This window comes from Halobaculum limi (assembly GCF_029490015.1).
Taxonomy (GTDB): domain Archaea; phylum Halobacteriota; class Halobacteria; order Halobacteriales; family Haloferacaceae; genus Halobaculum; species Halobaculum limi.
Genome location: NZ_CP120468.1, coordinates 890213 through 903708, shown reverse-complemented (window position 1 = coordinate 903708; position 13496 = coordinate 890213). Strand labels below are relative to the sequence as shown.

Sequence of the window (13496 nt, the reverse complement as noted above, 5' to 3'; positions counted from 1 at the left end):
ATTAGTATCTGATCCGTGGGTCGAGCCACGAGTAGGCGATGTCCGCCAGCAAGTTGGCGAAGACGATGGTCGTTGCGATCATCAGCACGACCGCTTGGATGATCGGGAAGTCGCGCTGCGTGATGGCGCTGATCAGCAGTCGCCCGACGCCGGGCCACGAGAACACCTGTTCGACGACGACTGCGCCGTCGACGAGGAAGGCGATCTGCAGCGCCGCCACCGTGACGACCGAGATGAGCGAGTTCCGCAGGACGTGTTTCAACACGACCGTCCGCTCTGACAGCCCTTTCGCGCGAGCAGTGCGGACGTAGTCTTTGTTGAGCTGTTCGACCATCGACGAGCGCGTCAGGCGCATAATGAGCGCCGACGACGCCGTCCCCAGCGTGATCGCCGGGAGGATTGTGAACTTCAGCATCGCGGTCGACAACAGCGGCTGGTCCGGCGGAATGACGCGGAACCAACCGAGTTGGACCGAGAAGACGAGCAGGAGCATCAGGCCGAGCCAGAAGTTGGGCGTCGCGATGCCCAGCAGCGCGGCGACGCGGCTGGCCTCGTCGGTCAGTTCGCCGTTTTTGACGGCCGAGACGACACCCAGCGGGATGCCGATGCCGATGGCGATGAAGAAGCCGAGCAGTCCCAGTAACAGCGTGTTCGGGAGGCGCTGCGCCAGCGCGACCGACACACTGCGGTCGGAGATGACCGACTCACCGAAGTCGAAGAAGATCGCGTCCTGCAGCCACAGCCAGTAGCGCACGTACACCGGTTCGTCGAGGTTGTACTGCGCCTCGAGTTGTGCCCGCAACTCCGGTGTGGCTTCCTGGAACTGGAGGATGAAGTCGATGACGTTGCCCGGCAGTAGCTCGACGAGCGAGAACGTCAGCAGCGACACCCCGAACAGGACGGGGATCGTCACTAGCAACCGCTTGACGAGGTATCGTTGTAGCGACATAAGTGGGAGAGGGGTCGAGCTACCGCGTTACTTGTCGACGTAGGTGAACGCGTTCGCCGACGGCGAGTAGATCCCGGTGTACTCGCCGGAGTCGATCGGGTACGTCTGGAAGCCCTTCACAGCGTCCGTACGGAACGCGTCCATCGCCTTCCCGAAGCGAATGTAGGTGATGGGGGCGTCCTGACACACCTTCTCCATGAGCTGTTGGTAGATCTCTTTGCGCTCGTCCAGGTCGTACGTCTGCAGACCCTGGTCGATGAGGTTGTCCACCTCCTCGCTCTTGTAGTGCGGGATGTTACAGCAGGCCGGCGTGAAGGTCTCGCTGTGGAACAGGTTGTGGACGTACGCGTCCGCGTCCCAGCCAGCAGACCAGCCGACTGCGATCAGGTTGTTGTTCTGGTCGGACTCCTCGCCGAGGATGATGCCGACGTAGGTGTTCCACTCGAACTGTTCGAGTTCGACCTCGAAGTAGTCGGTGGAGTTGAGCGACTCCTGGATGAGTTGCGCCCACTTGACGCGCTGTGGGTTCTCGTTGGTGATGATCTTCGTCTGGAACGGCGCTTCGACGCCGGCCTCGTTGAAACCCTCTTCGAGCAGGGTCGCCGCCTTCTCGGGGTCGTAGCCGAGGTACTCGTCACCCATCCGCTGGTTGAACTCCGGCGAGGTGAACTGGCCGGCCAGCGGGGAGATGGGTGAGGTCGCGGGCGTCCCGATACCCTGGTAGACAGACTCGACGATGGCATCACGCGGGATGAGTCGCGAGACGCCGCGGCGGACCTTCGCGTTGTCGTACGGCGTGACGGCCATCGGGAACGCGAGGAGGTCGAACCCACCCTGCGTCCGCTCGGTGACGGTGAACTCGTCGTTGTCTTTGAGGTCCTGGTAACTCGCCGCGGGGACGTTGTTCATCAGGTCGATGTCGCCCGACTGCAGCGCCGCCAACTGTGCGGACTGCTCGACGATGATGCGGAACGTAATCGTCTCGATGGGCGGCTTCTCCGGCATACTGTCGCTGCCGGTGAACCAGTAGTCCTCGTTCCGCTGGAGGCGGAAGAGGGTGTCAGGCTGGTGCTCGTCGAACACGTACGGGCCGGTGCCCACGGGGTCGTCCTTCAGGGCGATGTCGCCGTCCGCGACCTCCTTCGGCACGATGGGGACGCCGCCGAGCGCGAACTTCAGGGGCGCGTACTTCGCCTGCAGCGTGAAGTCGAGCGTGTAGTCGTCGACGACCGTCGAGGAGTCGTACCAGTCGTACACGTCGGCCTCACGCGGCGTGCCCTCGTACCGCTCGAAGGTCGCTTTCACGTCCTCGGCGGTGAGTTCGTTGCCGTTGTGGAACATCACGCCCTCGCGGAGGTTCGCACGCCACTCGAGGTCGCCCTCTTTCTGCTCGACGGACGTGGCGAGCACCGGCTGAGGCGCACCGGAGAAGTCGGTCGCCATCAGCGGCTCGTACACCAGCCCGAACGCCTTCGAGGAGGTGGTGTCGTTCGCCCGCGTCGGGTCGAAGTTCGCGACGTCGGCACCGAACGACGCGATGAGTTCGCCACCCATCTGGACGTTGCTCGAGTCGGCCGGCGTCGGCGTCGAGTCCTCCGGCGTCGGGGTGTCTGATTCGCCTTCCGTGGGAGTGTCACTGCCGCCGCCGCCGGCGCAGCCGGCTAGCCCCGCGATGCCGCCCACGCCGAGCGACTTGACGAGGTTCCGCCTGTTAACGTCGAACCGTTCCCGGATGTCATCCTGGGACATACCAACATGGGCCTGTCGCACGCGTAAATATGTATCGGTTCACGCATTATCGGGGCTTGAGCCCACAACACCGTAGAATTACGGTGATACAGCCGATCCGAAAGTTAGTGAAATCGGCGTTTCAGTTATTTAATAGCCTACTCGGAGAGCGCGGAACGAACGAGATCATTGAGTTCGGACAGTCGTTCGCGTGCCGGTTCTGGGATCGACTCCTGTGGCGGCGCGAGTCCCGGTTGTCCGTCGGGGTCGGGCGCACCGACGACGATGCTGCCGACCTGTCCGAACTCCTGGTGGAGGCCGAAGTAGTCGTACACGCCCTCCACCTCGAGGGTGACCTCGAACGTCCCGCCCATCGACCCCTGCATCACGGGACTGGACCACGACTCCGCGCCGTCCGGAATCCGCTGAGGTGCATCGTTGTCCGGGTGGTACGCGAGGGTCTGCTGGCGACAAGAGGTTCCGACGCCGAACTGGAGGGTCGTCCCCGGTTCCACGCGGACGACGTCGGGGCGGAAGAAGTAGTCGTCCTCGTCGGTGTAACAACTCATCCCGATGGAGTTCGTCTCCTGAATGGCCGAGTCGTCGCTCGGCGCCGAAGTCACCGTCGGCGTCGCGGTGGCGGTGTCGTCGGACCCGGCCGACGACGTGCACCCCGCGAGGGCGGTCAACCCGGCGAGGCCGCCGGCACCGACCGCACGGAGGGCGTCACGGCGTGAGAGGGGTTCTCGCATACCGGCGGCTTGGCGACCACCGTTGATAAACCCTCACGCCGCGGATCGGTCGGACGCGACGTGGAGGATTCCGGAGCGGACGACCAGTAGTCCCCTCAGTAGCCCTGGGCGTTGCCGTCCTTCCGGGGTTCGGTCGCGCCCGAGAGGACGCCGTCCTCGTTGCGAACGATCTGTGCGCCGCCGAACAGCGCCGGCGGGAGCGTCTTCACGTCGTGCCCTTTCCGCACGAGTTTCGACGCCGTGTTGCCGTCGAACTGCGGTTCCAACGCGAGGCTGCCCTCCTCCCGGTAGCGCCACCGAGGGCTGTCAAGCGCCGCCTGCAACGGCTGGTCGTAGTCAACGATATTCGAGATGACCTGGACGTGCCCCTGTGGCTGCATGTACCCGCCCATCACGCCGAAGGCGGCCCAGTCGTCGGGCGCGTCGTCGTCGGGCGCGAAGTCCGCCAGCGCCGGGATCAGTGTGTGGAACGGGCGCTTGCCCGGTTCCAGCGAGTTCGGATGGTCGGGGTCGAGCGAGAACGACGCACCGCGGTTCTGCAGGGCGATGCCGGTGTCGCCCGCGACGAGGCCGGAGCCGAAGCCGGCGAACCGGGAGTTGATGTACGAGACGACGTTGCCCTCGTCGTCGGCGACGCACAGCAGCACCGTGTCCGCGTCCTCCGCGTTCGCGTCGGGCACGCCGAAGGACACGTCGTCGTTGCACTCCTCGCCGACTTCCTGGGCGCGGTTGGCCGCCCACTCCTTCGATCCCAGCGGTGGATGTTCCTCGAACTCGGGGTCGGTGATGTAGCGGTGGCCGTCGTGGAACGCGAGTTTCAGCGCCTCCGAGAAGTAGTGAACTCGCTCGGGAGAGTCGTAGTCGTACTCCGCGGCGTCGAGTTCCTCCGCGATGTTGAGCGCCTCAAGCGCGATGAGGCCCTGGTTGTTCGGCGGGAGTTCGTACACCTCCGTCCCGTTGTATGTGGTCGAGACGGGGTCGGGGAACTCCGGTTCGAACTCCGCCAGGTCGTCGACGGTCATGAAGCCACCCTGCTCCTGCACTTCGCTTGCGATGGCCTCCGCGATTTCGCCCTCGTACACCACGTCCGCGCCTTCCTCGGCGATCAGTTCCATCGACGCACCCAGTTTCGGGAGCGTGACGTGTTGCCCGACGTCCGGCGCCTCCCCGTCGAACAGGAAGGCGTCGCGGGCGTGGTCGGTCTCGAACAGGTCCTCGGCGTGTTGCCACTGCGCGGAGACGACTTCCGAGACGGGGTAGCCGTCCTTCGCGTATCGGATCGCTGGCTGGAGCAGTTCACCGAGCGACTTGCGGCCGAACTTCTCGGCGGTCGCCTCCCACCCACGGGCGGTGCCGGGCACCGTCACCGCGTGGGCGCCTGTGCCGGGCATCTCGGCGTCTTCGGGGTCGACATCGTCCTCGTTCGCGACGGCCTCGCGCACGTTCTCGATGGTCGCCTCCTGCGGCGACGGGCCACACGACCGCATCGCGCCTACCTCGCCGTCCGCGGTGCGGTACAGCGCGAACACGTCGCCGCCGAGGCCTGTCGACGTTGGTTCGACGACGTTCAGCGCCGCGGCCGTCGCAACCGCCGCGTCGAAGGCGTTGCCGCCGTCTTCCAACACTGAGATGCCAGCCTGCGATGCGAGTGGCTGACTCGTCGCCACGACGCCTCGCTGGCCGTACACTGTCGACCGCCTCGACGCGAACTGATCGATGTCTGGATCGCCCATACGAATCCCTGGCGGGCGGAGATGCGAAAGCGTGAACCCAAACATATTGGGTGTGGTCGAGTGCGTGTCCGACCCGATCCGTACCCGTGAGAAAGTTGATGCCCGGGGGCACCGACCTCCCGGTATGGGAGCGGAGCGACGTGAGCCACCGGTTGGGGAGCCGATGCGCGAGGTCGTCCTGAAGATCAAGCACAACGGCCAACCCGAGTGCGTGGCGTCCGAACGGTACCCCGACGTGACGATGCGGTCGGTGTCGTCGATGACCGGCCGGGGCGACGAGCGCAAGCGCATCGTCGAGGTGACGGGCGACCCTGACGATGTGGCTGGCTTCATCGAGGTGTTTGGCGAGGGTGATCCGGTCGTCGCCGCCGATCCGATCACGCCGCTCGGTGAGTCGACGGTGTTCCTCTCGCTGACGGTCGCAGTCCCCGAGTGGGACAGCATCGCCGAACTCCTCGCAGATCTGGGACTGCACTACCGGACTGGCACGGTGATCACCGGCGGCCACGAGCGGTGGACGCTGTATCTCGACGAAGACGACGACCTCGCGGCGATCATCGACGCCATCGAGGCGCGCGGCAACGACGTCGAACTCGTCCGGCAGGTGGAGATGCACGAGGTCACGCCGACGTCGAGGCTGGAAACCGCCGGCGCAGTTCACGACCTCACGCCGCGTCAGCGTGAGGCGCTCTCGGCGGCGATTCACGCCGGCTACTACGGGCACGAGCGAGACGCGAGCGTCGAGGACGTGGCCGACCAACTCGGTATCGGGACGACGACCGCGTGGGAGCATCTCGCGCGAGCAGAGGGGAAAGTGATGGCCGACCTCGGCGAACTCCTCGGCCCGGGCGACGACCACACGGCGGAGTAGCGAACCCGACGGAGTAGCGAACCGGCCGTCTTATTCGAGGTCGCCGTACGGCCAGCGGCCGCCCATCCGCAGTTCCTGTTTGTAGCCGTCGTCGATGGCGTCGCGCATCTGTTCGCGCGTGCGGCCCGGCGTCTCTACCTCCTCGGAAGCGAAACGAGCGACGGCCTCGGCGACCTGCACCGCCACGTCGCGGAGGTCCCGAGAGTCGAGTTTGTCGAGCGTGTCGGCGTGGGTGTGTCCCCACCCCCGCCCGGACTGGTCGGAGGTGGTCGAGGTCATCACCGACGGGACGCCCTCTTGGACGAACGCCCACTGGTCCCCGTGCGGGGAGATGGTGTCGTCGGTGGAGAGCGTGGTGTCGAGGTCGTTCGTCACAGCGCAGAACACCGACTGCATCGCCTCGAAGCCGTTCGTGCCGACCCGGATGTTGCGGGAACTGCACGCGCCGTCGAGGTTGACGACGCACTTGAGATCCTCGAGGTCCGTCGTCTCCGCGCAGTGGTACGCCCCCCACAGCCCGATCTCCTCAGAGCCGAAGGTGACGAGGCGGACGCGGGTGTCCAGTTCCACGTCGTCGCGCGCGAGGATGCGCCCGACTTCGGCGACGAGGGCAGAACCAGCGCCGTTGTCGTTCGCGCCGTCGGCGATGTCGTGGGCGTCGACGTGGGCGGTCAAGAGGACGTGTTCGTCGGTGTCGGGGCCGACCTCTGCCTCGACGTTGACCGAGGTGGTCGGTTCGTTGCGGCAGTCGACCGAGACGGTCGCCTCACACCCCTCCTCGGCGTAGCGGGCGAGACGCTTGCCTACCTCACAGGAGACGCCCACCGCCGGAATCGGACCCGGACGTTCGTGGTAGCCGACCTCTCCCGTGGGCGGGAGCGACCCGTCGAGGTGGTTACGGAAGACGAACGCGACCGCGCCGTGGTCGGCGGCGTTGACGTACTTCTCCATCCGGTGGATCCAGCGGTCGACCCCCTCGGGCGTCGCCGAGGAGACCATCGCGATAGCCCCCTCTAGTTCGTCGGCGTGTTCCTCGAACTCCTCGTAGGTGCCGTCGCCCACGTCGACGACGCGCCCGGTCGCCTCGCCCGCCGGACAGCCAGGAAGCGCGAGGACGTCCTGTTGGCCGTCGTGCGTCCGTTCGTGTGGGTCGTGAATCGTCAGCGACGACTCCCCACGCCACCACCCGGGGATGTCGAACTCCTCCAGGCGTGCGTCGCGTGCGCCCGCCGCCTCGAAGGCGTCGCGGACGACCTCGGCACCCTCGCGTTCGCCCGTCTGCCCCGCCATTCTGCTGCCCACGTCGACCAGGTCGGTGAGGACGTCCCAGCCGAACCCGCTGGTCCGTGCGTCGCCGACCGCCGCGTTCGAGAGTCGCATAGGCGCGAGGTTCGACGCGACCCTCTTGAGTCTCCGGGTCCCGGCGGTCGCTCGACGCCGTCGTGTCGATCGAAATACACGGATCGTGAGAGAGTTCTGCGATAGCGAGACGACCGATCAAAACTGCGAGAGAAACCCGGGCCCGATTGCCGGATCGGTCGACCGGTACGACACCTTCTTGTAGTATGCTAACGAATGACGCAAAAGATGCCCGAACCAGCGTCTCTCTCCGATGCCGACGAGCGCGTACTCCGCCACTTAGCCGACGCTACAGCGGACTACCCGGCGCTCGTCGCCGCCAACACCGGGCTCCACATTCCGCTCGTGGAGCGTCGCATCGCGACGCTGGAAGAGCGTGGGTTCCTCGAAGCCGCTACCGGCGAGCGTATCTACCGAATTACGAGCGCCGGCAGAGACGCGCTTGCAGGTGAGACACCGGACGCGACCGTCCCGGCGACGAGTGTCCCGACAGACGAGACGGTCGCCGACGGCGGTACCTCTACCGTCGACGCCGAGTAACGAGACGACGACGGGCACCATCGCCGCCGGCAATCCAATCTTTACTCTTTATTCCGAAGCCACCGAGGACTCCGCGTCGACGCCGAGTGCCCTCTCGAACGCGAGTTCGACCGCTCGCTCGTCCAGTTCGCGGGGGAGACTCGGCGTGACACTCCCACCGCGGGCGGCCTCACCGTCCGCACCCGACGCTGCCGCCTGTTCTGGAGTCGCAGGGAGGTGGAGGAAGCCCGCGGGTGTGTCCGAGTCGGCGAGCATCGTGAGCGTCCGATACAGAATCCCGTTACAGAGGTGCGTTCCCGCGGTGTTCGAGACGCGAGCGGGAACGCCGGCGTCGAGACACGCCTCGACCGTCTCACGTACGGGGAGTGTCGAGAGTCGGGCGTCTCGGCCGTCGGAGTCGAGTTGCTCGTCGACCGGGTCGTTGCCAGCGTTGTCGGGGACGCCGACCGTGTCGGCGACGTTGATGCCGACTCGCTCGACGCACACCGCCGCACGTCCAGCGGCGAGGCCGGTCGCGACGACGACGGCCGGGTCGTGCTCGTCGAGCAACTCGTGCATTCGCTCCTCGGCGGGGCCGAACGCGACGGGTAGCGTCTCCCCGACCACCTCGTGACCGGCGACCGTCGCGCCGTCGAGCGACGCTGCCACCTCACCCGAGGGGTTGGTGTCGTGGTCGCCGAACGGCTCGTATCCAGTGCAAAGGAGTGTCATACCGGGCGTGACGGACGGTGCGGCGTAAGCGTTCGCGTTCCCCGCGGCGATGGTCGGGTTCTGTGTCGTTCGGGGCCGATTCCGGCACCCGCATCAGTCGTCTGCGGGAGTGGGTGCCGCGTCCGTCTCGGTGTCGTCGCGGAGCGTCGTCACCGCGATGCCGGCGGCGACGACGACTAATCCGGCACACGCCAGGTATTCGGTTGCGAGGCCGACCTCCGCCGCCAGTGGAAGCGCGACCAGCGGCCCGAGCGTCGACCCAAGGTCGCCGAAGACGTTGTAGACGCCGCCAAGTTTCCCAACGTCGCCGCCGGGTGCGATGTCACCCAGATACGCCAGTAACGGCGGCCCGGCCAGTCCCGCGCCCGCGCCGACGAGGCCGACGCCCGCGAGGACGCCCGTCGCCGTCGGTACGAGCGCCGCGAGTGCGAACCCCGACCCGAACACCGCGAGGCCAGGAACCACCGTCGTCGTCCGCCCCATACTGTCCGAGAGGCGACCCACCGCGAGGTTCGAGATGGAGAGCGCGACGACAGAGACGGCCATCACGATACCGCTCGACCCGGTTCCGGCGAGACCACCAAGCGAGATGTCGTTCGACTCGGTGTAGAGGACGACCGTCGATAGGAGGACGCCGGCGTACAGGAAGCGGATGGTGAAGTTGACCGCGCCGACCGCGCCGATGCGCGGGTCCGATCGGACGAGCGCCGGCACGTCGCGCAGGCGACTGCCGCCGCCCGTCTCGGGGGTCACGTCGGGGAGGACGCGATACGCGACCGCCGCCGCGAACAGACCCGCGACACCCGCGACGGCGAACGCCTCGCCGTAGCCGTACAGGTCGGTGACGACACCGCCCAGCACCAGCCCCGTCGGGAAGCCGAGGCTCTGTCCGCCGCGCATGTACCCGACCCACCGCCCCCGGTTCGCGGAGGTCGTCACGTGCGTCACCGTCGAGAACGCCCCGACGAAGACGAACGCCGACCCGATGCCCCACGCCGCCCGCGAGACGAGAAACACCATCGAGGAGGGGAGGCCGAACGGCGGGTTCAGCCCGACGAGGTAGCCGAAGGGGACGAGGCCCTGCACGACGAACCCCGCGATCATCGGGCGGCGCGTCCCCATCCGGTCGAGGACGTCGCCCGCCGGCGTCGACATCAGCAGGCGGGTGAAGCGATTGATCGAGAGGATGATGCCGACGAGGAACGGCGCGATGCCGAGCACCGACCCGAGCGTCGGAATCGTCGGGAACGCGACGCCGCCACCGACGCCGCCGAAGAACACGCCGGCGACGAGGCTGAGGACGACCGTCCGCACCTGCGACTCCGAGTACCGTGGCGTGGTCGTCTCGTCGTCGGGTCCAGCGTCGGTCGATGTGGTGTCAGTCACGTCGGGTTGATTCGAGTCGAACCGGAGGGGCAGTCGATCGGGAGTCGATCAGTACGTGGTCAGTAGCCGTCCAGTGGCCGCACGCTCTCGGGTCGCTGCGCTCCCCGCTCGCGTATCGTGGCCTCCCTTCGGTCGGCCACGCTCACCACGCGTACTCCTCTCGCGGGTCCACATCGTCGCGTTCGCGGTCGAACACCACCTCGCCGTCGACGACGACGTACTGGCTCCGGGTGTTCATCTCGTGGAACGGGCCGTCCCAGACGACGAGGTCGCCGTCGGTTCCCTCCGCGAGGTCGCCGACGCGGTCACGGATGCCGAGAATCTCGGCGGGGTTCGTCGTCACGGCGTCGAGGGCGGCCTCCTCGGGGAATCCCTCCCGGACCGCGAGGCCGACGCAGACGTCGAGGTGTTGCTGCGGGATGACCGGCGCGTCCGTCTGGATGGCGACGGTGACGCCCGCCTCGTGGAGGATGGCCGGCGTCTCGAAGGTGATGTTGCGGAGTTCGTACTTCGAGGCCGACGAGAACGACGGGCCGACGATAGCGGGTACGTCGCGCTCGGCGAACTCCCCGGCGACGACGTGGCCCTCCGTCGCGTGTTCGATGGAGAGGCGGTCGATGCCGAACTCCTCGGCGATGCGGAACACCGTCATGATGTCGTCCGAGCGGTGGGCGTGAACCCGGAGGGGCAGGTCGCCTTCGATGACCCGCGCGAGGTTCTCGCGGCCCAACTCGCGCTCGAACGGTTCGCCGTTCTCGCGGGCGTGGTCGCGGCGCTGGATGTAGTCCTCGGTCGCCATGAATTCCTCGCGGAGGGTGGCGGCCACGCCGGGCCGGGTCGACGGCTGGCGACCCTCGCGTTCGCCGTGGAAGCGCTTGGGGTTCTCGCCCATCGCGGCCTTCATCCCGTCTTCTTTGATCAGCATCCGGTCGGCAACCGTGCCGTACGTCTTCATCGAGCAGATGATGCCGCCGATGACGTTGCCCGACCCCATCCGCGCGGAGACGGTCGTGACGCCGTTCTGGAACGCGCCCTGCAACTCCTCGTCGCGAGGGTGGAAGCCGTCGAGGGCGTTGACGTGCGGCGTCGTCGCGCTGGTACCCTCGTTGAAGTCGCCGTCCTCGGGTTCGCCCCACTCGGCCATCCCCGCGTGGCTGTGGGCGTCGATGAGGCCCGGCGTGACGTGCATCCCGGTCGCGTCCACCTCCGTCGCGTCGGCGGGCGCGTCGACGTCGCCGACGGCGGCCACCTCGCCGTCGACGAGGAGGACGTCGCCCTCGACCGTTCCGCGTTCCGTCTGTGTGTGGACCGTCCCGCCGCGGACGACGACTGCCCCGCTATCGGAGTCGCTCATAGGTGCGGGTGGATGAATCGATCCGAAAGCGTTCCGGTTCGAGAGGCGTCGCAGCCGTGCGTGTGGCCGAGCAGTCGCTTACAGCTGTCGTCGGATCGTCTCGGCGAGGTCGGAGACGGCATCGGGTCTGAACGTCCAGATTCCCCGCCACACACGTGGCTCCGTTTCGAGTGCCAAGAGGCCAACTGGGGTCACGTCTCGTTCGACCGCCGACGCCGGCGGGTCGAAGACGACGAACCACGAGTCGCTGTAGCCCGTACCGTAGCCCGTGTGTGCGGTCACGTCGAGCGCGGACTCGGGGTTCCAGTCGGGTTCGCCGTACACGTGGACGTCGACGGGGGCCTCAGCAAGCGAGCGGTACGTTCGGCGCGTCCCCACCTCGTCGTTGACCCGTGACAGTTGCTGGAAGGAGGCGTGCAGTTCCCCGGCGTCGGCGCGGTGTGCCCGGAGTTCGATCTGGCGACTCATCGCGATGAGCAGCAGTTTCTCCTTGTGCGCCAGCGGGTACCCCCGGAGGCGAAACGGCACGTCCGCCAACTCGGTGAGCACCGTCGGCAGGTCCGCATCCGCGAGCGGTAGCGTGCCAGTCGTGTACAGGTCGGAGTTGACGAGCAAGATGGCCCGTTCCAACGCCGCCAACGGCGACGTCGCCAAGACCTCGCCGTCCTCGACGAGGACCGCGACGTCGTCGTCCGCCGTCGCCGCCCCGGTCGTGGCGGGGTCGCCACTCACCGACACGGGTTGGTCAGCGAACAGTCTGCGAAGCATCGAGTCGAGCGGTGTTCCGCCGTCGCGGCGCACCACCGTCAGGTGTCTGTCGGCTGGCTGTGCCGCCGCGAGCGTCTCGAACTGCGCGTCCAACACCATCGAGTCACTACTCGCCACAGCGGGTGCATATAAAAGAGCGACCGCGAGAGTATCAGCGCTGAAATCCGATCAGAGCGTGCCGATCTCGATCGCGTCCATCTGCTCTTTGTATCGGTTGCGGACGGTGACGACCGTCACGTCGGCGACGTCCGCGATGTCCGACTGCGTGCGCTTGTCGTTCGACAGCATCGACGCGAGGTAGATCGCGGCGGCCGCGAATCCCGTCGGCGACTTCCCGGCGTGGAGTCCCATCTCGGTCGTCTCGTTGACGATCCGCGTCGCCCGCTGTTTCACCTCCTCGGAGAGGTCCAGTTCCGAGCAGAACCGCGGGACGTGTTCGGCCGGATCGACGGGCCTGAGCGCGAGACTCAGTTCGCCGGAGATGTAGCGGTACGCTCGTGCGATCTCGCGGCGACCGACCCGCGAGACGCCGACGAAGTCGTCGAGCGACCGAGGGATCCCCTCTTGGCGACAGGAGGCGTACAGCGACGCCGTCGCCATCGCCTCGATAGAACGTCCGCGAATGAGGTCCTCCGAGAGTGCGCGGCGGTACATCACCGACGCCACCTCTCGGACGGACTTCGGCACGCCTTGCGCCGAAGACATTCGTTCGATCTCTGAGAGCGCGACTTGGAGGTTGCGCTCACCGGCGTCTTGCGTGCGGATACGCTCTTGCCACGTCCGCAGTCGCTCCATCCGAGAGCGTTTCTCCGCCGAGAGTTGCCGACCGCCCGCGTCGCGATTGCGCCAGTCGATGCTGGTGGTGAGACCTTTGTCGTGCATCGTCTGGGTCATCGGCGACCCCACGCGGCTCTTGCGGTCGCGTTCGGTCGCGTTGAACGCGCGCCACTCCGGCCCGCGGTCGACGTTGTCTTCCTCGATGATGAGGCCCGTTGGTTCGTGGATCAGTTCGCCCTCGTCGGTCCGGACGAGTTCCTCGTCGTCGAGGTCCTCCGGGTCGACGTGTTCTGCGTCGTGTTCCTCGGTGTGATCCCGCTCTCGTCGTCGGGTCGTCACTGGATCACTCGCTCAGCCACCGCGACCTCCGCTGCGGTGTTCGTACTAGACGTCGTCGTACCCCAGCCGTCTGAGGGGGGCGAGCGAGAGTCACCAGTCTCGGGCCCACGGTATTCGTATTCCGGCATCCCGATACGTTCAACTCAAGTATCTCTCATAAGAGTACCGCCACCGAAAACCGGGGAATATTCCCGGTATGCTAGCGTGAGACACCCCTGCGGAACTATTA

General features: G+C 66.8%; 12 protein-coding genes. 2 read left to right on the top strand and 10 right to left on the bottom strand.

Annotated elements, in window-relative coordinates; all coding sequences use genetic code 11:
* Nucleotide 1: 1 nt before the first annotated feature.
* From P0D77_RS04495 to ggt, 4 genes are all read right to left on the bottom strand, one after another.
* Nucleotides 2-949, bottom strand: a complete 948-nt coding sequence (locus P0D77_RS04495) for an ABC transporter permease (RefSeq protein ID WP_277555006.1) — start codon at nt 947-949, stop codon at nt 2-4.
* 27 nt (nt 950-976) lie between these two features.
* Nucleotides 977-2698 carry an ABC transporter substrate-binding protein gene (locus P0D77_RS04490; RefSeq protein WP_277555005.1) on the bottom strand — a complete coding sequence of 574 codons (1722 nt, stop codon included), beginning with the start codon at nt 2696-2698 and terminating at the stop codon, nt 977-979.
* A gap of 137 nt (nt 2699-2835) precedes the next feature.
* Nucleotides 2836-3429, bottom strand: coding sequence for a cupredoxin domain-containing protein (locus P0D77_RS04485; protein ID WP_277555004.1), 594 nt, complete (start codon nt 3427-3429; stop codon nt 2836-2838).
* Between the two features lie 95 nt (nt 3430-3524).
* Complete coding sequence (ggt, locus tag P0D77_RS04480) at nt 3525-5162, bottom strand: gamma-glutamyltransferase (protein WP_277555003.1); 1638 nt, start codon at nt 5160-5162, stop codon at nt 3525-3527.
* Between the two features lie 124 nt (nt 5163-5286).
* Here ggt and P0D77_RS04475 point away from each other — a divergent pair, with 124 nt between their 5' ends.
* On the top strand, nt 5287-6033 hold the full coding sequence (locus P0D77_RS04475) for a helix-turn-helix domain-containing protein (RefSeq protein WP_277555001.1): 747 nt from the start codon (nt 5287-5289) through the stop codon (nt 6031-6033).
* Nucleotides 6034-6063: 30 nt separating this feature from the next.
* Here the strand turns inward: P0D77_RS04475 and P0D77_RS04470 are convergent, their stop codons facing one another.
* Entirely contained in the window at nt 6064-7413 is a 1350-nt protein-coding gene (locus tag P0D77_RS04470) for a M28 family metallopeptidase (RefSeq protein WP_277555000.1), read from the bottom strand.
* Between the two features lie 207 nt (nt 7414-7620).
* Here P0D77_RS04470 and P0D77_RS04465 point away from each other — a divergent pair, with 207 nt between their 5' ends.
* On the top strand, nt 7621-7932 hold the full coding sequence (locus P0D77_RS04465) for a DUF2250 domain-containing protein (RefSeq protein ID WP_277554998.1): 312 nt from the start codon (nt 7621-7623) through the stop codon (nt 7930-7932).
* 48 nt (nt 7933-7980) lie between these two features.
* Here P0D77_RS04465 and P0D77_RS04460 read toward each other — a convergent pair whose 3' ends face one another.
* The 5 genes from P0D77_RS04460 to P0D77_RS04440 all read right to left on the bottom strand — a co-directional run bounded on the left by P0D77_RS04460 (nt 7981) and on the right by P0D77_RS04440 (nt 13267).
* Nucleotides 7981-8643 carry a pyroglutamyl-peptidase I gene (locus P0D77_RS04460; RefSeq protein WP_277554997.1) on the bottom strand — a complete coding sequence of 221 codons (663 nt, stop codon included), beginning with the start codon at nt 8641-8643 and terminating at the stop codon, nt 7981-7983.
* A gap of 93 nt (nt 8644-8736) precedes the next feature.
* Nucleotides 8737-9957, bottom strand: a complete 1221-nt coding sequence (locus P0D77_RS04455; protein WP_321170532.1) for an MFS transporter — start codon at nt 9955-9957, stop codon at nt 8737-8739.
* A 214-nt stretch (nt 9958-10171) separates the two neighbouring features.
* Nucleotides 10172-11383, bottom strand: coding sequence for an amidohydrolase family protein (locus tag P0D77_RS04450; RefSeq protein ID WP_277554995.1), 1212 nt, complete (start codon nt 11381-11383; stop codon nt 10172-10174).
* Nucleotides 11384-11461: 78 nt separating this feature from the next.
* Nucleotides 11462-12250 (bottom strand): DICT sensory domain-containing protein, encoded by a 789-nt coding sequence (locus P0D77_RS04445; protein WP_432764838.1) that lies wholly within the window; start codon nt 12248-12250, stop codon nt 11462-11464.
* A gap of 69 nt (nt 12251-12319) precedes the next feature.
* Complete coding sequence (locus P0D77_RS04440; RefSeq protein ID WP_277554992.1) at nt 12320-13267, bottom strand: transcription initiation factor IIB; 948 nt, start codon at nt 13265-13267, stop codon at nt 12320-12322.
* Between the last annotated feature and the right edge of the window lie 229 nt (nt 13268-13496).